The sequence below is a fragment of the Geodermatophilus sp. SYSU D00079 genome (genome assembly GCF_054050635.1).
In genome coordinates, this window is the sequence record NZ_JBJGZS010000016.1 from 89,437 (window position 1) to 106,405 (window position 16,969).

Below are 16,969 nucleotides of genomic sequence, written 5' to 3' on the forward strand. Positions count from 1 at the left end.
GCGCCCCCGGGTACCGCGATCAGGTGAGCGCGCGGCGCAGGGCGTCCAGGCGCGCGGCCCAGATCCGCCGGGACAGCGCCGCCTCGGGCGCGAAGGTCTCCGCCGCGTGGTAGCTGCCGGGGTGGACGTGCAGCTCGCACGGCACGCCGGCGGCCATCAGGCGCTGGGCGAAGGCGATGTCCTCGTCGCGGAACAGGTCCACGGTGCCGACGTCGATGAACGCCGGCGGCAGCCCGGAGACGTCCACCGCCCGGGCAGGGGCGGCGTACTCGTCGGCCGGCTTGCCGCCGAGGTACCAGGCCCAGGCCTCGATGTTGCCGGCGCGGTCCCAGATGCCGATGTCGGTGATCTCCTGGCTCGACGCCGTCTCGTTGCGGTCGTCGATCATCGGGTAGATCGGCATCATGAAGCGGATGGCGGGGCCGCCGCGGTCGCGGGCCAGCAGCGCGGTGGCGATGGTCAGGCCGCCGCCCGCGCTGGCGCCGTAGACGGCGATCCGGTCGGCGTCCACGCCGAGGTCGGTGGCGTTGCCCGCCAGCCACACCAGCCCGGCGTAGCAGTCCTCGACCGGGGCGGGGTGGGGGTGCTCGGGAGCCAGGCGGTACTCCACGGAGACGACGACGGCGCCGACCTGCTCGCACAGCGTCGTGGCGGCGACGTCCTCCCCGGCCACGTCCCCGAGGACCATCCCGCCGCCGTGGATGTAGTAGACGCCCGGCAGCGTGCCGGTCGCGCGGGCCGGACGGTAGATCCGCACGGAGATGTCCGGCTCGCCCTCCGGCCCGGGGACGACGCGGTCCTCCTTGGTGACGTCCGGGTTCTCCGGGACCTCCATGGACGCGAGGATCTGCTGCACCGCGGCCCGCCGGGCCACGATGTCGGGGATCGAGTTGAACCCCCCGGGCAGGGCCTCCAGCAGCCCGTCGAGCGGAACGCGGCACTCGGGGTCGATCAGGGTCCGGCGGGACATGTCTCCTCCAACGGGTCGGGTGCTCCGGGGTGTGCGGGACCGGCGGCGGTTCGGCCGGGGGACGGGGGTGCGGCGGCGGGCGGGTGCGGCGCCCGGCTGGCACGATGACCGGGAGAGGGGGTCCGGTGACGTCGTCCTTCGAGGTCCCGCTCACGCGGCGGGAGGCGGTCGTCCGGCGGCTGCGGCAGGAGATCACCACCGGCCAGCTGCCGACGGGCACCGTGCTGAAGGACGCCGAGCTCGCGGCGCGGCTGGGCGTGAGCATCACCCCCGTGCGCGAGGCCATCACCCAGCTGGCCGCCGAGGGGCTGGTCGACGTCTCGCCCAACCGCACCCGGAAGGTCGCCGGGCTCACCCAGAAGTCGGCGCTCGAGCTCGTCGACGTCATGGAGCTGCTCGCCTGCGCCGGGTTCGCCGGGGGCGTGGACAACCTGACCGACGAGCACCTGGCCCGGCTGCGCACGCGCTACACGGAGTACACCGGTGCGCTCGCCCGCGGCGACGTCACCACGGCGTCGGCGGCCGGGGCGGACTTCAGCACGATCGTCGTGATGGCGAACGGCAACCGGGAGCTCCAGTCGATGCTGGACCTGGTGGTGGTGCGGGTGCTGCGCATGCTGGCCATGGACTCCCACAGCGACTCCTGGCGGCCGTGGGTCGAGGGCTACGGCGCGGTGCTGGAGCTGCTGGAGCGCGGCGACCGCGCCGGCGCCGTGGCCCGCTACCGGCAGATCTACGTCGAGTTCCGCGCCGCCGTGGAGCGCTCCCTGTGGCCCGGGGAGACCGGGCACGCCTGACGTTCGGCGCGCCGGGCCCGGGCCGCGGACGTCGTCGTCCGCGACCCGGGCGTGCCGGCCGGTGGTGGTCACGCGCCGAGGAGGAAGCCCTCGTAGCCCTTGGCGGCGACCTCGTCGCACCGCTTCCGGTACTCCCCGACGCCGCCGGCGTAGGGCATGAACACCCGGGGCTTGCCGGGGACGTTCGCACCCATGTACCAGGAGTTCGCCTTGGGGTAGAGCGTGTAGGAGGCGATGAGGTTGACGTGGTCGACCCACGCGTCCTGGGCCTCCTGGCTGGCCTCGATCGTGCGCAGCCCCTGGTCGCGCAGGTGGGCGATGGCGTCGCACACCCAGTCCACGTGCTGCTCGATCGACACGATCATGTTCGACAGCACCGACGGGCTGCCCGGCCCGGTGATCATGAAGAGGTTGGGGAAGCCGGCCGAGCCGATGCCCAGGTAGGTGCGCGGCCCGGCGCTCCACGTCTCCTTGAGCGAGGCACCTCCCCGGCCGCGGACGTCGACGTTGGTCAGCGAGCCGGTCATGGCGTCGAAACCGGTGGCGTAGACGATCGCGTCGAACACGTACTCCTCGGCCGCCGTCCGGATGCCCTTCTCGGTGACCTCCACCAGCGGCTCGCGCTGGAGGTTGACCAGGTGCACGTTCGGGCGGTTGTAGGTCTCGAAGTACCCCGTGTCCAGGCAGGGGCGCTTGGTGCCGATCGGGTACTCCGGGCACAGGTCCGCGGCGGTCTGCGGGTCCTGGACGATCTGCTTGACCTTGCGGTGGACGAACTCCCTGGCGAGGTCGTTGGCCTCCTGGGTGAGCGTGAGGTCGGTGTAGGTGGTCAGCAGGTTGACCAGGCTGCCGCTCTCCCAGGCCTCCTCGAACCGGGCCTCGCGCTCCTCCGCGGTGACCTCCAGCGCCGACTTCGTCGCCGGCGCGATCGGGACGCCGAACGCGGACTCCTTCTGCGCCTGCCGGTAGGACCGGTAGTTCTCCTTCATCTCCGCGATCTCGTCGGGCCGCAGCTTCCGGTTGCGGGCGGGCAGCGAGTACGCGGGGGTGCGCTGGAAGACCGTCAGGTCGGCGGCCTGGGCGGCGATGACCGGGATCGACTGGACGCCGGAGGAGCCGGTGCCGATGACGCCGACGCGCAGGCCGGTGAAGTCCACGCCCTCGTGCGGCCAGTGCGCGGTGTGGTAGCTGGCGCCCTTGAACGTCTCCAGGCCCGGGATCTCCGGGTGCTTGGACGCCGACAGGCACCCGGTGGCCATGACCAGGTACCGGGCGGTCACCGCGTCCCCGTGCTCGGTGCGGACCTGCCAGGTGCCGTCGTCCTCGTCGAAGTGGGCAGCGGTCACCCGGGTGCGGAACACGATGTCCCGGCGCAGGTCGAACTCGTCGGCGACGTACTGGGCGTACCGGAGGATCTCCGGCTGGGTCGGGTAGCGCTCCTGCCACTCGAAGCGCTGCTCGAGGTCCGGGTCGAAGGAGTAGGAGTAGGCCAGGCTCTCGATGTCCACCCGCGCGCCCGGGTAGCGGTTCCAGTACCAGGTGCCGCCGACGTCGGTGCCGGCCTCGAAGACCACCGCGGTCAGCCCCATGCCTCGCAGCTTGTGCAGCAGGTACATGCCGGAGAAGCCGGCGCCGACGACGACGGCGTCGACGGCGGCCGGGACGGACGGGGTCGCGGCCTGGGGGTCGGCTGCTGGTGCGGACATGGGTCCTCCTGGGCGGAGCCGGTGCGGGATGGGTGGGGAGGGAGCGGACACGCCGGCCGGGGCAGCCGTCGTGGGGGCGGGGAGCGGGCTCAGGCGGGCTGCGGGGTGGTCCGCGCGGCGATCGCGGCGGTGACGTGGTCGATGGCGGCCGCGGAGCCGGGGAGCAGGCCGACCATGGTGAAGAAGCCGTGCATCTGGCCGTCGAAGCGGCGCAGGTCCACCGGCACACCGGCCCAGGCCAGCCGGCGGGCGTACGCCTCGCCCTCGTCGCGCAGGACGTCGTGCTCGGCGGTGACGACCACCGCCGGCGGCAGCCCGGAGAGGTCGGCGGCCCGCAGCGGGGCGGCGTCCGGCTGGAGGCGGGAGTCCGGGTCGGGCGCGTAGTGGTCCCAGAACCAGGCCATGCTGTCGCGCGAGAGCATCAGCTGGTTGGCGGGGTCGACGTAGGACTCGGTGTCCATGGCGGCGTCGGTGACGGGGTACACCAGCACCTGCAGGTCGATGTCCGGTCCACCGGCCGCCCGGGCGCGCTGGGTGAGGACGGCGGCGAGGTTGCCGCCGGCGCTGTCGCCGCAGACGACGAGGGGGCCGCCGCCGAGGGACTCCCGCCGCTCGGCGACCCACTGCAGCGCCGTCCACGAGTCCTCGACCGCGGTCGGGTACCGGTGCTCCGGGGCCAGCCGGTAGTCGACGAGCACCGTGGTCATCCCGGTGCGGTCGGCGAGCACGCGGCCGAGGGTGTCGAACTCGGGCACGGTGCCGATGACCCAGCCGCCGCCGTGGAGGTAGACGAGCACGCCCCGCGGCGTCGCGGTGGGGGTGAGGACCCGCACGAGGATGTCGCCGCCGGCCACCGGGACGCGCTCGTCGCGGACCTCGTGCACCTCCGGCCCCGGTCCGTAGAGCTCGCGCAGCGCCGCGGTGAGTCCGCGGGCCTCCTCGGGCGTCATCTCGTGCAGCGGCGGTCCGCCGCCGGCGGCCATCTGGGTCAGGAATGCCGTCGTCGCCTCGTCCAGTGCCATCCGCGGTCCCTCGACGTCAAGTGGGGCTCTGACCATCGGGGCCGGCTGTCTGTCACCCGATGGGGTGTGATCGCCGCCACAAAGTAGGATGCATCGTTCTCGAGGGTCAATGGAGTCCGCCCCACAAAGGGACCGGACGGGGTGGACGCGACGACGGCGGGCACCCCGGCAGCCGTCCGCCCCGGGGTGCCCGCCGTCGGTGGCGGTCAGGCGCCGCCGGCGTCCTGCTGGCCGATGCGCTGGTCGGCCATGTCGCCGACCTTGTCCGACTGGGAGTCGAACTTGCCGCCGGTCCTGTCGTCGGCGAACTGCTCGGCCTTGTCCAGCCCCTGGTCGCTCAGCTTCTCGCCCTTCTCGCCGTCGAGGGCCTGCTTCGCCTTGTCGCCGAGTCCTCCGACGTCCATGTCGTGCTCCTCACTGGTGGGGGATGACCCGCCCCCCCTACCCGGCCCGGGTCGCGCCGACCCCTCCCGCGCCGTCCCGCAGCAGGGCGAGGAAGGCGCGGGCGCTGGGCGCCGACGGCTCCGGGGCGCGGTGCACGAGGCCGATCGGGTGCCGGGCGGCGGGGTCGCCGACGGGCAGGACGGCGACGTCGGCGACGCCGGCGGCCGCCGAGGCGGGCACCAGCGCGGCGCCGAACCCGAGGCCGGCGAAGCGGACGACGGCGTCGGAGCTGCCGAGCTCGAAGGCGACGGTCCGCTCGACCCCGGCCCGGGCGAACGCGGCGTCGACCTGCAGCCGCAGCCCGGACTCGGCGCGCATCTCGACGAACGGCCCCGCGGCGGCGAGGGCGGCGAGCTCGGGGTGGCCGGCACCGGCCAGCGGGTGGGTGCGGGGGACGACGACCACGAGCGGTTCGTCGGCGAGCAGGTGGTGGACGACGCCGGGCGGCACCTGGTCGGCGGCCAGGCCGACGAAGGCGAGGTCGAGGTCGCCGGTGCGCACCTGCTCGGCCATGTGCCGGCTGCCGGAGTCCTGGACGGCGATCTCCACGGCGGGGTGCTGCTGGTGGAAGGCGAGGAGGGCCTGCTCGAGCAGCGGGACGCCGCTGCCGGCGGTGCCGACCATGCCCAGCCGCAGCCGTCCGGTGACCACCCCGGCGAACTCGTCGAGCACGGCCCGGGCGACCTCCGCGCCCCGCAGGAGCGCCCGGGCGTGGGGGAGGAGCAGCTCCCCGGCCGGAGCCGGCCGCACCGAGCGGCTGGTGCGGTGGAACAGGGTCACCCCGAGCTCCCGCTCGAGCCGCGCGACCTGCGCGCTCAGCGCGGACTGGACGACGTGGCACCGCGCGGCGGCCCGGGTGAAGCTGCGCTCCTCGGCCACGGCGACCACGTACTCCAGTTGCCGCAGGTCCATCGTCGTCTCCGCTCGCGGGCGTTCCTCGGGGTGGGGACAGTGTGCCGGAGGTCCGAGTCTCGTCGTCGGCAGGATTGTCGACAATATTTCCGACAGTTGGTGTACGGTGCCGGGGGACGGTGACGGGAGGTGCCATGGACGTCGGTCCGCAGGGGCGGGACGCTCCCGAGCGCCGCCTGCGCGAGGCCATCACCCGCGGGGACCTGCCCCCCGGGCACCGGCTGGTCGAGGCCGACCTCGCCGAGGCGTTCGGCGTCAGCCGCAACGCCGCGCGGTTGGCCGTCGACGTGCTGATCGCCGAGGGCCTGGTCGAGCGGATCCCCCACCGCGGTGCCCGGGTGCGCACCGTCTCCGTCGCCGAGGCGGTCGAGATCACCGAGTGCCGCATGGTGCTCGAGGGCCTGCTGGCCGCCAGGGCCGCGCAGCGGGTCACCGAGCCGGAGGCCGACCGGTTGCGCGGCCAGTGCGACCGCATGCAGCAGGCCGTGGCCGACGGCGACCTGCTCGGGTACTCCGCGCTCGTCGCCGAGCTGCACTCCCTCATCCGCGCCGCCGCGCGGCAGGCCACCGCCGGCCGGATGATCGAGCGGTTGCAGGCCCAGATCGTGCGCCACCAGTTCCAGCTCTCCCTGCGGCCCGGCCGCGCCCAGCAGTCCCTCGCCGAGCTCCGGCAGGTCGTCGAGGCCGTCGTGGCCCGCGATCCGCAGGCGGCCGAGGCGGCGGCGCGCAGCCACTTCGAGAGCGTCGTCGTCGCCCTGACCGAGTCCGTCGACTGAGATCCCCGCCCCCCACACCGAGGAGCCGTCCGTGTCCCACACCTGCACCCCCGTGCGCGCCACCCCCGAGGCGGTGACGGCATGAGGACCGTCGTCGTCACCGACCCGCCCCGCGCCGACGTCGGCGAGGCCGAGACCCTGGGCACCTACGGCGTGGCCACCGTGCACGAGGCGCTCGGCCGGGTCGGCTACCTCGGCCCGGAGTACCGGCCGGCGTGGCCCGGTGCGCGGATCGGCGGCACCGCCGTCACGGTCGTGTGCTGGCCCGGTGACAACCTGATGATCCACGTCGCGGTCGAGCAGTGCCGGCCCGGCGACGTCCTGGTGGTCGCCACCAACTCGCCGTCCACCGACGGGCTGTTCGGCGAGCTGTTCGCCACCGCGCTCGCGCACCGCGGCGTGCGGGGCGTGGTCCTCGCCAGCGGCGTGCGTGACGTCGCCGAGCTGCGCGAGATGGGCTTCCCGGCCTGGTCGCGGGCGGTCAGCGCGCAGGGGTCGGTCAAGGCGACCGCCGGGGCGATCAACGTGCCCGTCGTCCTGGGCGGCCAGACGATCCACCCCGGCGACGTCGTGCTCGGCGACGACGACGGCGTGATGGTGGTGCCCCGCGCCGACGTCGCGCGGGCGCTGACCGCCTCGCAGGCCCGACTGGACAAGGAGGCCGCCGCCCGCGCCGCCTTCCAGCAGGGCGAGCTGGGGCTGGACCGCTACGGCCTGCGCGCGCGGCTGCCCGAGTTCGGCATCGAGTACGTCTCCTACGAGGAGTACCGGAAGGGGGCCGGCGGTGAGTGAGGCCCCCGGCTACGACGACACCGGGATCCGCTGCACGATGCTGCGCGGCGGCACCTCCCGCGGGCTGTACCTGGAGGCGCGGGACCTGCCGGCCGACCCCGCGGCCCGCGACGACCTCCTGCTGCGGCTCATGGGCACGCCCGACCCGCGGCAGGTCGACGGCCTCGGCGGCGCCACCTCGCTGACCAGCAAGGTGGCCGTCGTCGGGCCGTCGGAGCACGCGGACGCCGACGTCGACTACCTGTTCCTGCAGCTCGGCGTGGACGAGGCCACCGTCAGCGAGCAGCAGAACTGCGGCAACATCCTCGCCGGCGTCGGGCCGTTCGCGGTCGAGCGCGGCCTGGTGCCCGCCGGCGCCGAGGAGACCACCGTGCGCATCCGGATGGTCAACTCCGACAGCACCGCCGTCGCCACGTTCCCCACGCCGGGCGGACGGGTCGAGTACCGCGGCGACGCGGCGATCGCCGGCGTGCCGGGCACGGCCGCCCCCGTGGTCCTCGCCTTCACCGACACCGAGGGGTCGGCGACCGGCAGCCTGCTGCCCACCGGCCACCTGCGGGACACGATCGACGGGGTCGAGGTCACCTGCGTCGACAACGGCATGCCGGTGGTCGTCGCGCTCGCTGCGTCCCTGGGGCTGACCGGCGCCGAGTCGCCCGAGCAGCTGGCCGCCGACCCGGCCCTGCTCGAGCGGGTCGACGCCCTGCGCACCGAGGCCGGCCAGCTCATGGGCCTCGGCGACGTCACCCGGTCCTCGGTGCCCAAGACCGTGCTGCTGGCCCCGGCCCGGGACGGCGGGCAGGTGGGCACCCGGTCGTTCATCCCGGTGCAGCCGCACACCGCGATCGGCGTCCTCGCCGCCGTCAGCGTGGTCACCGGGATGCTGCTGCCCGGCGCGGTCGGGCACGAGCTCACCGCCGACTGGCCCGAGGGACGGTCGCAGGTCGACGTCGAGCACCCCACCGGCCACCTGCTGGTGGACGTCGTCGTCGACGCCTCGGCCGGCCCGCCGCGGGTGCTGCGCTCCGGGGTGGTGCGCACCGCCCGCAAGCTGTTCGACGGGACGGCGTTCCCGCGCGCCCGGGCCGGTGCCGCGTGACCGCCCGCATCGCCGTGCTCGGGCTGGGGGAGGCGGGCTCGGAGATCGCCCGCGACCTGGTGGCGGCCGGCGCCGACGTCCGCGGCTACGACCCCAAGGGCATCGTCGTCGACGGCGTGCAGCCGCGCGGCAGCGAGGCCGAGGCGGTCGCCGACGCCGACCTCGTGCTCAGCGCCAACAGCTCGCACGACGCCGTTCCCGCGCTGGTCAACGCGCTGCCCGGGCTGCGGCCGGGCACCGTGTGGGCCGACCTGAACACCGCCTCGCCCGGGGTGAAGGTCGCTCTCGTCGAGCAGCTGGCCGGCCGCGACGTCCCCGTCGTCGACGTGGCGCTCATGTCGCCGGTGCCCGGCAAGGGGCTGCGCACCCCGATGCTGGTCTCCGGTGAGGGCGCGGCCCGCTACGCCGAGGTCCTCGCCGGGTTCGGCGTGCAGGTGACGATCCAGCCCGGCCCCGCCGGGGAGGCCATCTCCCGCAAGCTGCTGCGCAGCGTCTTCTACAAGGGGCTGGCCGCCGCGGTGGTCGAGGCGCTCGCGGCGGCCGAGGCCGCCGGCTGTGCCGACTGGCTGCGGGACAACATCAGCGCCGAGCTGACCGGCTTCGACGAGCGGACCATCGACCGGCTGGTCGACGGCACCCACCGGCACGCCCGGCGCCGCGCCGACGAGATGACCGCCGCCACCGACCAGCTCACCGAGCTCGGCGTCCCGCCGCGGATCGCCGCCGCGGCCCGGGACCTGCTCGTGGAGCTGCGCGACCGCCAGGACACCTGACCGGCGCCCGGGCGCCCGGACCACCACGCGAGGAGACCCCTGCATGATCATCGACTGCCACGGCCACTACACGACCGCACCGCAGCCGCACACCGCCTGGCGCGAGGAGCAGCGGGCGGCGTTCGACGCCGGCCAGCAGCCCCCGGCCTACCCCGACATCCCCGACGACGTCATCCGCGAGACCATCGAGGGCAGCCAGCTGCGCCTGATGACCGAGCGGGGCATCGACCTGACCGTGTTCTCCCCGCGCGCCTCGGCGATGGGCCACCACGTCGGCGACGAGGCCGTGAGCACCCGCTGGACGCAGGTCAACAACGACCTCATCGCCCGGGTGGTCCAGCTGTACCCCGACTCCTTCATCGGGGTGTGCCAGCTGCCCCAGTTCCCCGGCGTCCCGATCGAGCGGTCCGTGGCCGAGCTGCGGCGCTGCGTCGAGGAGCTCGGCTTCGTCGGCTGCAACCTCAACCCCGACCCCAGCGGCGGGCACTGGACGTCGCCGCCGCTGACCGACCGCAGCTGGTACCCGTTCTACGAGGCGATGGTCGAGCTGGACGTGCCGGCGATGGTGCACGTGTCCGCGGTGACCAACGGGAACTTCCACGCCACCGGGTCGCACTACCTCAACGCCGACACCACCGCGTTCATGCAGTTCGTGCAGGCCGACCTGTTCACCGACTTCCCCGGGCTGCGCTTCGTCATCCCCCACGGCGGCGGGGCCGTGCCCTACCACTGGGGCCGCTTCCGCGGGTTGGCCGACATGTTGGGGCGGCCGGCCGTGGAGGAGGCGGTGATGGGCAACGTCTTCTTCGACACCTGCGTCTACCACCAGCCGGGCATCGACCTGCTGTTCGACGTCATCGACATCGACAACATCCTGTTCGGCTCGGAGATGGTCGGCGCCGTCCGGGGGATCGACCCGCGGACCGGCAACTACTTCGACGACACCCGCCGCTACGTCGAGGCGCTGGACCTGACGCCGGAGGACCGCGCGAAGGTGTTCGAGGGCAACGTCCGCCGGGTCTACCCGCGGCTGGACGCCGCCCTGGCCGCCCGGGGCCGCTGAGGTCCCCGCCCACCCCCGGGACCGGACGCAGACCCCGCCGACCCCGCCGGCGGAGCCGGCCGGCGACCGACCCGCCGCCCCGACACGCAGCGACGCCCCGCCAGGAGACCTGGCGGGGCGTCGCTGTCGTGCGGTGCGGGTGTGGTCAGTCCTGCGCGTCGAGGGCGGCCGCGACCCGGCGGTGGGCCTCCCAGATCTCCTCCGGCAGCCCCGGGAACGCCGACAGGTGCTCCTCGCGGTGCGCCATCTCCTGCCGCCACCGGGCGGTGTCGATGGTGAGGATCGTGTCGAGGTCCTCGGGGGTGATGTCCACGCCCTCGAGCTCCAGCTCCTCCTTGGTCGGCACGATCCCGACCGGCGTCCGGGTGCCGGTGACCTCGCCGTCACGCAGCCGCATGAGCCACAGCAGCGGGCGCAGGTTGTCCCGGTAGCCCGGCCACAGGAAGCGGCCGTCCTCACCCCGCTGGAACCAGTTCACGTGGGCGAAGATCGGCTGGTTGGTGGCCGCGCCGATCACCTTCAGCCAGTGCGCGGCGTAGGGGCCCTCGGGGTAGGACATGAACGGGCGCATCGACATCGGGTCGTAGCGCAGCACGCCCTCGGTGCCCTCGGCGGCGAAGGTGGCCTCCGCGCCCAGGGTCAGACCGTCGTAGACGCCCTCGGCGAGGTCGGTGATCGCGCGGATCAGCGGCTCCCGGTCGCGGGTGCGGCCGCCGAAGATGATGCCGTCGATCGGCACGCCCTTGGGGTTCTCGAAGTCCTCGGCCACGTTGGGCACGTTGGCCAGGGTGGTGGTGAAGCGGCTGTTCGGGTGCGCCCACGGGGCGTCCTTGGCGTCGGCCGGCCGCTCCGAGATCAGCTGGCCGGCCCAGTCGCGCCAGCCGGTCGGGTCGGCCGGCGGCTGGGGGGTCTTGCCCTCCCACCACACCTCGCCGGTGGTCTCGTTGTAGGCGACGTTGGTGAAGATCGTCCCGGTGCCCTCGGCGATCGAGTCGACGGCGGTGGGGTTGGTCTTCTCGTTGGTGTCCTTGGCGACGCCGAAGACGCCGAACTCGGGGTTGATCCCGTAGACGCGCCCGTCCTCGGGGTCCACGCGCAGCCAGGCGATGTCGTCGCCGTAGAAGGACACGTGGTAGCGGTCGCCCAGGGCGTCGGGCGCCAGCATCATCGCCAGGTTGGTCTTGCCCGAGGCGCTCGGGAAGCCGCCGCAGATGTGGTAGGTGCGGCCGGTCTGCTTGTCGGTGATGCCCAGCAGCATGAACTGCTCGGCGAGGAACTCACCGGAGGCCCAGCCGTCGTAGGCCGCCTGCCGCAGGCCGTGCGCGATCTTGCCCAGCAGGGCGTTGCCGCCGTAGGAGGACCCGTAGTGCAGGATCGTCCGCTCGTCGGCGACGGTGACGAAGTAGCGCTGGTCGTCCTCGGTGCCGTGGCCGAGGCTCTCCAGGTCTCCGGTGACGTGCACGGCCCGGACGAAGCTGTCCTGGTCGGCGAGGTCGTTGATGTGGTCCACCCCGACGCGCGCCATGCGGATCATGTGCAGCACGACCGTGCGGGTGTCGGTCAGCTCGACGCCGGCGGCGTAGGGCTCCAGCGGTGAGCCGGGCGGGGCCATCAGGTAGGGGACGACGTACATGGTCTTGCCCGCCGAGGCCCCCCGCATCCGCTCCTCGAGCAGCGGACGCATCTCCGAGGCGGGGCGCCAGTTGTTGTAGACGCCGGCGTCGGCCGGGTCGTTCGTGGCGACGACCGTGCGCTCCTCGGAGCGGGCGGTGTCCTTGGGGTGGCTGCGCGAGTAGTAGCGCCCCTCACCTGCGGGGAGCAGCTCCCCGGCGTCCAGGGACTCCTGGATCAGGCGCGCGTCGTCGGAGGCGTTGACCACCTCGATCCGCTCGGCCCCGGTCAGCTCCGCGTACCGGTGCACGAACTCGCGCACGCGGGCGTTCTTCAGTCCTGCCTCGTCCAGCACGGCATCAATGGCGGCCACGACCCACCTTCTCCCTCACCCGGTACTCCCGCCACCGCACCACCCGTGACGGGCGCGGTGGGGGCCTGCTGGGAGTGGAACCTAACGGAGTGGCACGGGCGGACCACCGGGGGCGGCCCCTCCGCCCCCCGCTGCGGCCACGGCGGACCGTCCGTCCGCCCGTGTCGGCGCCCCGGCGCCGGCGTGCACCCCCCGTTCCCCGCTGCCCAGGCGCCGGAGGACCTCCTCGGCGGGCGTGTGCACGACCCCCATGAGTCCGGCCTCCTCCAGGTGGTGGGGGCGGACCCCGGAGATGGCGTCGGAGGCGAGCAGCACCCGGTAGTCACGTTCGCTGGCGCCGTAGGCGGCGGCCCGGGGGCAGTTGGGGTAGTTGCACCCGGCCAGCACGACCGTGGTGACGGCCTGCCCGCGCAGGTGCTCGTCGAGGGCGGTGCGGTGGAAGGCGCCCCACCGCGGCTTCCACATCGCCCACTCGCGGTCGGCGAGCGGTTGCAGGGCGCCGGCGAGCAGGCGCTCGGGGTCGAGGGGAGGCGCCCCGGGAGGCAGCAGCTCCGGGACGATCTGGGAGCCCGCCGATCCCGGCCGCACCACCGGGGCGCCCGAGGCGATGAGCGTCCGCCGGGGCAGGTCGACGTCCGCTCCGGCGTAGAGCCGGACCACGTGCACGATCGGGCGGCCGGCGTCCCGGTAGGCCTGCAGCAGCCGGGCGATGACCGGGACGACCGCGCTGGTGCCCGGGATCGGGCTGGCGCCGCCGTCGGCGAAGTCCACCTGGGTGTCGATGACCACGAGTGCGGAGCGGCCGAGCTCCGGCGCGACGTGCCGATCGAGGTCCCCCGGCCAGCCCTCCATGCGTCCTCCCTCGCGTCCGCCCGCGTCGCTGCCGGCGCGGCCGTGGTCTGGGCCGATCATGCACCGCACCGTCGCACGAACGGGTGGGTCCGCCCGCGGCCCGGACCCATGACCTTGACCGTGCCGGCATGGCTGGACACGATGCGCGAGGTGACCCAGATCACCATCGCAGCCGTCTGTCCGCCGCCCCGCCGCCCCGCCGCCCGGACGCCGGAGGTCTCCCGGTGAGGCTCGTGTCCTTCCACGGGGACGACGGGGTGCGACTGGGCGTCGAGACCGGTGCCGGCGTGGTCGACGTCCGCGCGGTCGCACCCGACGCCCCGGCCACCGCCCGGGAACTCATCGCTGCCGGCCCCGGGGCGCTGGACCGGGTGCGGCAGGCCGCCGAGTCCGCCACCGAGGCCGTCCCGGTCGAGCAACTCCGCCTGGCCGCCGCCGTGCCGGACCCCGGGAAGATCATCTGCGTCGGGCTGAACTACCAGAAGCACGCGGCCGAAGGCGGCATGCCGGTCCCGGAGCAGCCCATCTACTTCGCCAAGTTCGCCAACAGTCTCGCCGGGTCCGGCGAGCAGGTCGTCATCCCGGCGGCGACGCGGAAGGCCGACTACGAGGTCGAGCTGGTGGCCGTGATCGGGCGGCGGGCACGGAAGGTGACCACGGACGCCGCGCTGGACCACGTCTTCGGCTACGCCACCGGCAACGACCTCTCCGCCCGCGAGCTGCAGACCCGCAGCAGCCAGTGGACCTACGGCAAGGCGATCGACGGCTTCGCGCCCCTCGGGCCGTACCTGGTGACGGCCGACGAGGTCCCCGACCCGCAGGCGCTGGACCTCCGGTGCTGGGTCAACGGTGACCTGCGCCAGGACTCCAACACCCGGGACATGGTGTTCTCCGTCGCCCAGCTGGTCAGCGACCTGTCCCAGGTCATGACGCTCGAGCCCGGCGACGTGGTCTACACCGGGACCCCCGAGGGCGTGGTCCTCGGCATGGCCGACCCCGTGTGGCTGCAGCCGGGCGACGAGGTCGTCTGCGAGGTCCAGGGCCTGGGACGCCTGGTCACGCCCCTGGTCGCCGACGCGACCTGACCCAGCTCCGCGCACCGGAGCGTCCCCCCGGGATCGGGTGGCCGCGGCCGGCCCCGCACCACTCCCATCGACGAGGAGATCCCGTGGAACCGTCGCTGCTGTCCCTGCTCCCACCGCTGGTGACGATCGTCCTGGCCATCACGACCCGGCGGATCCTGGTCTCGCTGGGGGTCGGCATCGTCCTCGGCGCGCTGCTCCACGCCGAGTGGGACGTCGTGGCCGCCGGGCGGCTGGTGCTGGACGTGGCCGGCGGCCTCGTCGTCGCCGACGGCGAGGTGGCGGAGGAGGTGTACATCCTGGCCGTCGTCGTGCTGATCGGCGTCCTGACGTCGTTCATCTACGTCTCCGGCGGTCTGCTCGCCTTCGCCTCCTGGGCGGTCACCAAGGTCCGGACTCGGGCCCAGGCCCAGTTCGTCCCGATCGTCGTGGGCGTCGTGATCTTCTTCGACGACGCGTTCAGCAGCCTCGTCGGCGGCACCGTGAGCCGGTCGATCACCGACCAGCACCGCATCTCCCGGGCGAAGCTGTCCTACCTCGTGGACTCCACGGCGGCGCCGGTCATCGTCCTCGTGCCGATCTCCGGGTGGGCCGCCTTCATCGCCGCGACGATGACGGGGATCCTCGACGAGAACGGCGTCACGGAGATGAACGGCTACGAGGCCTTCCTCCGGTCGATCCCGGCGATGCTCTACCCGATCACGGCCCTCCTGCTCGTCGTCGCGGTGGCGTACTGGAGCATCGACTTCGGGCCGATGCGCCGGCACGAACGGACGGCGATCGAGACCGGGGTGCTCTTCGACGACTCCCGCGGGCCCGTGCCCGGGGAGACCAGCCGGGACCTGCCGGCGCGCCGTGACGGCAGGGTCGGTGACCTGCTGTGGCCGATCGCGACCCTGCTCGGGGTCACCGTGGTCTGCGCGCTGTGGTTCGGCATCGCGGGCACCGAGGGGCCGATCACCCCCATGGACGTGCTGGCCAACACCGACGTGATCCTGGCGCTGTTCTACGGGACGGTGGCCGCCGTCCTGGTCTCCGCCGCCATCCTCGTGGCGCGGAGGACCTCCGGTGGCGTGCTGGGCCGGGCCGCTGTGGCGGGCGTCCGGTCGATGCTCATGGCGGCGGCCGTGCTGTTCCTCGCGTGGATGACCGCAGAGATCATCTCCGAGCTCGGCATCGGCGAGTACCTGGCGGGCGTGGTCGACGAGGCGCTGCCCCTCGCGCTGCTGCCCGTCGTCCTGTTCCTGCTGGCGTCCTTCATCTCGTTCTCGATGGGCAGCACCTTCGGCACCTTCGGGCTGCTGCTGCCGGTCGCCGGGCAGATCGCCCTGGCCCTCGACCCGGGCCTGCTCATCCCGGTCTTCGGGGCGGTCCTGGCCGGCGCGATCTTCGGGGACCACACCTCACCGCTGTCGGACACCACGATCCTGTCCTCGATCGGGTCGGGCGTGCACCTGATCGATCACGTCAACACCCAGCTGCCGTACGCCCTCGTCGCCGCCGCGGCGTCGGCGGTCGGGTACGTCGCCTCCGGCCTCACGGGGAACACCGGCGTCGGGCTCCTGGCCGCGGTGGTCGCGCTGGCGGTGGCGGTCGTCGTGCTGCGGGCCCGGTTCTCCGGTGCGGTGGCCCAGCCGGCGCGGGTCGAGGGGAGCGGTTCCGTGGGCGGGTGAGCCACCTCAGCCGCCCAGCACCTTCTCCTCCAGCCAGTCGTTGCGGAAGGCGCCGCGCGGGTCCAGGCGCTGGACCAGCTCGACGAAGTCGGCGTGCCGCTCGTACAGCGGGGCGATCGTGGCGGCCCCCGCGGCGAAGACCTTGCCCCAGTGCGGCCGGGCCGAGAACGGCGCCAGCACCCGCTCCAGGTCGACCACCACCGCGGCGACGCCGGCCGGGTCCCGTCGCCAGGTGAAGTGGAACGCGACGGCGTCCTCACCGTGGGCGGTGCTCAGCCACAGCCGGTCCGCGGCGACGGTGCGGATCTCGCAGGTCATCAGCAGCGGCCGGACCCGTGCCGCGAGGGTCCGGATCGCCGCGATCGCCTCGACGGCGCAGCGCGACGGCAGCAGGTACTCCGACTGGAGCTCGTCGCCGACGCTCGGGGTGAAGCCGGTGCGGAAGTGCGGCAGCCGCTCCGACCAGGGGCCGGGCCGGCCCAGCTGCGGGGTGCACGGTGTGGGGTCCAGGCCGATGACGGGGTTGCGGTCGACGGTGGCCGGGGCGGCGCCGAACAGGTCGCCGTCGGGTGCGGGCGTGCCGTCGGTCCGGGTCTTGACCCACACCATCTCCACGTCCTCGCCCCACAGGGTGAAGAGGCTGACGCTGTAGCCGGCCGCGGCGATCTCGTCGAAGTGCGCCGAGACGGCGTCCCACGACAGCCCCTCGAACACCCGCTGCTCCACCTCGAAGGCGGGCTGGACGTCGAGCGTCAGGCCGGTGACCGCGCCCAGGGCGCCGAGCCCGACCACCATGCCGTCGAAGTCCGCGTCGCCGCGGGCGGCCCGGACCAGCTCGCCGTCGGAGGTGACCACCTCCAGGGCCGCGACGGCGGTGGCCAGGTTGCCGTTGGTCACGCCCGAGCCGTGGGGGGGGGGGGGGGGGGGGGGCGGCCCCCCGCGCCGGGGGGGGGGGGGGGGGTGTTGGGGGGCGGGGGGGGGGGGGGGGGGCCCCGCTGCGCGCCCCCCCCCCCCCGGACCACCC

At 74.0% G+C, this 16,969-nt stretch carries 16 protein-coding genes; 8 read left to right on the top strand and 8 right to left on the bottom strand.

Going from position 1 to position 16,969, the window contains the following annotated elements; all coding sequences use genetic code 11:
* Positions 1-19 precede the first annotated feature (19 nt).
* The gene (locus tag ACI79E_RS14415; RefSeq protein ID WP_456933242.1) at positions 20-970 is read right to left on the bottom strand and encodes an alpha/beta hydrolase; all 951 of its coding nucleotides are present in this window, start codon (positions 968-970) and stop codon (positions 20-22) included.
* Between the two features lie 125 nt (positions 971-1,095).
* Between ACI79E_RS14415 and ACI79E_RS14420 the strand changes: the two genes are divergently transcribed.
* Positions 1,096-1,767 carry a GntR family transcriptional regulator gene (locus ACI79E_RS14420; RefSeq protein ID WP_456933243.1) on the top strand — a complete coding sequence of 224 codons (672 nt, stop codon included), beginning with the start codon at positions 1,096-1,098 and terminating at the stop codon, positions 1,765-1,767.
* Positions 1,768-1,835: 68 nt separating this feature from the next.
* Here the strand turns inward: ACI79E_RS14420 and ACI79E_RS14425 are convergent, their stop codons facing one another.
* From ACI79E_RS14425 to ACI79E_RS14440, 4 genes are all read right to left on the bottom strand, one after another.
* Positions 1,836-3,473 carry a flavin-containing monooxygenase gene (locus ACI79E_RS14425; RefSeq protein WP_456933244.1) on the bottom strand — a complete coding sequence of 546 codons (1,638 nt, stop codon included), beginning with the start codon at positions 3,471-3,473 and terminating at the stop codon, positions 1,836-1,838.
* 89 nt (positions 3,474-3,562) lie between these two features.
* A complete protein-coding gene (locus ACI79E_RS14430) occupies positions 3,563-4,495 on the bottom strand; it encodes an alpha/beta hydrolase (RefSeq protein ID WP_456933245.1) in 933 nt (310 codons plus the stop codon).
* A 206-nt stretch (positions 4,496-4,701) separates the two neighbouring features.
* Positions 4,702-4,899 carry an antitoxin gene (locus tag ACI79E_RS14435; protein WP_456933246.1) on the bottom strand — a complete coding sequence of 66 codons (198 nt, stop codon included), beginning with the start codon at positions 4,897-4,899 and terminating at the stop codon, positions 4,702-4,704.
* Positions 4,900-4,936: 37 nt separating this feature from the next.
* Positions 4,937-5,851: a LysR family transcriptional regulator gene (locus tag ACI79E_RS14440; protein WP_456933247.1), complete on the bottom strand. Its 915-nt coding sequence runs from the start codon at positions 5,849-5,851 to the stop codon at positions 4,937-4,939.
* A 134-nt stretch (positions 5,852-5,985) separates the two neighbouring features.
* Between ACI79E_RS14440 and ACI79E_RS14445 the strand changes: the two genes are divergently transcribed.
* From ACI79E_RS14445 to ACI79E_RS14465, 5 genes are all read left to right on the top strand, one after another.
* Positions 5,986-6,627, top strand: coding sequence for a GntR family transcriptional regulator (locus tag ACI79E_RS14445; protein ID WP_456933248.1), 642 nt, complete (start codon positions 5,986-5,988; stop codon positions 6,625-6,627).
* 81 nt (positions 6,628-6,708) lie between these two features.
* A complete protein-coding gene (locus ACI79E_RS14450; protein ID WP_456933249.1) occupies positions 6,709-7,419 on the top strand; it encodes a 4-carboxy-4-hydroxy-2-oxoadipate aldolase/oxaloacetate decarboxylase in 711 nt (236 codons plus the stop codon).
* Positions 7,412-8,518 carry a 4-oxalomesaconate tautomerase gene (locus ACI79E_RS14455; RefSeq protein ID WP_456933250.1) on the top strand — a complete coding sequence of 369 codons (1,107 nt, stop codon included), beginning with the start codon at positions 7,412-7,414 and terminating at the stop codon, positions 8,516-8,518. The genes ACI79E_RS14450 and ACI79E_RS14455 overlap by 8 nt, the downstream gene beginning before the upstream one ends.
* Positions 8,515-9,291, top strand: coding sequence for a DUF1932 domain-containing protein (locus ACI79E_RS14460; protein WP_456933251.1), 777 nt, complete (start codon positions 8,515-8,517; stop codon positions 9,289-9,291). Before ACI79E_RS14455 ends, ACI79E_RS14460 begins: the two co-directional genes overlap by 4 nt.
* 43 nt (positions 9,292-9,334) lie before the next feature.
* A complete protein-coding gene (locus tag ACI79E_RS14465) occupies positions 9,335-10,354 on the top strand; it encodes an amidohydrolase family protein (protein WP_456933252.1) in 1,020 nt (339 codons plus the stop codon).
* A 145-nt stretch (positions 10,355-10,499) separates the two neighbouring features.
* Here ACI79E_RS14465 and ACI79E_RS14470 read toward each other — a convergent pair whose 3' ends face one another.
* Both ACI79E_RS14470 and ACI79E_RS14475 read right to left on the bottom strand, forming a co-directional pair.
* Positions 10,500-12,338 (bottom strand): phosphoenolpyruvate carboxykinase (GTP), encoded by a 1,839-nt coding sequence (locus tag ACI79E_RS14470; RefSeq protein WP_456933253.1) that lies wholly within the window; start codon positions 12,336-12,338, stop codon positions 10,500-10,502.
* A gap of 81 nt (positions 12,339-12,419) precedes the next feature.
* Positions 12,420-13,190, bottom strand: a complete 771-nt coding sequence (locus ACI79E_RS14475; RefSeq protein ID WP_456933254.1) for a cysteine hydrolase family protein — start codon at positions 13,188-13,190, stop codon at positions 12,420-12,422.
* Between the two features lie 224 nt (positions 13,191-13,414).
* On the opposite strand from ACI79E_RS14475, the gene ACI79E_RS14480 reads away from it, so the two are divergent.
* On the top strand, positions 13,415-14,275 hold the full coding sequence (locus ACI79E_RS14480) for a fumarylacetoacetate hydrolase family protein (protein ID WP_456933255.1): 861 nt from the start codon (positions 13,415-13,417) through the stop codon (positions 14,273-14,275).
* Between the two features lie 83 nt (positions 14,276-14,358).
* Positions 14,359-15,945 carry a Na+/H+ antiporter NhaC family protein gene (locus ACI79E_RS14485; RefSeq protein ID WP_456933256.1) on the top strand — a complete coding sequence of 529 codons (1,587 nt, stop codon included), beginning with the start codon at positions 14,359-14,361 and terminating at the stop codon, positions 15,943-15,945.
* A 6-nt stretch (positions 15,946-15,951) separates the two neighbouring features.
* Here ACI79E_RS14485 and ACI79E_RS14490 read toward each other — a convergent pair whose 3' ends face one another.
* Positions 15,952-16,842, bottom strand: coding sequence for a D-arabinono-1,4-lactone oxidase (locus tag ACI79E_RS14490; protein ID WP_456933257.1), 891 nt, complete (start codon positions 16,840-16,842; stop codon positions 15,952-15,954).
* Between the last annotated feature and the right edge of the window lie 127 nt (positions 16,843-16,969).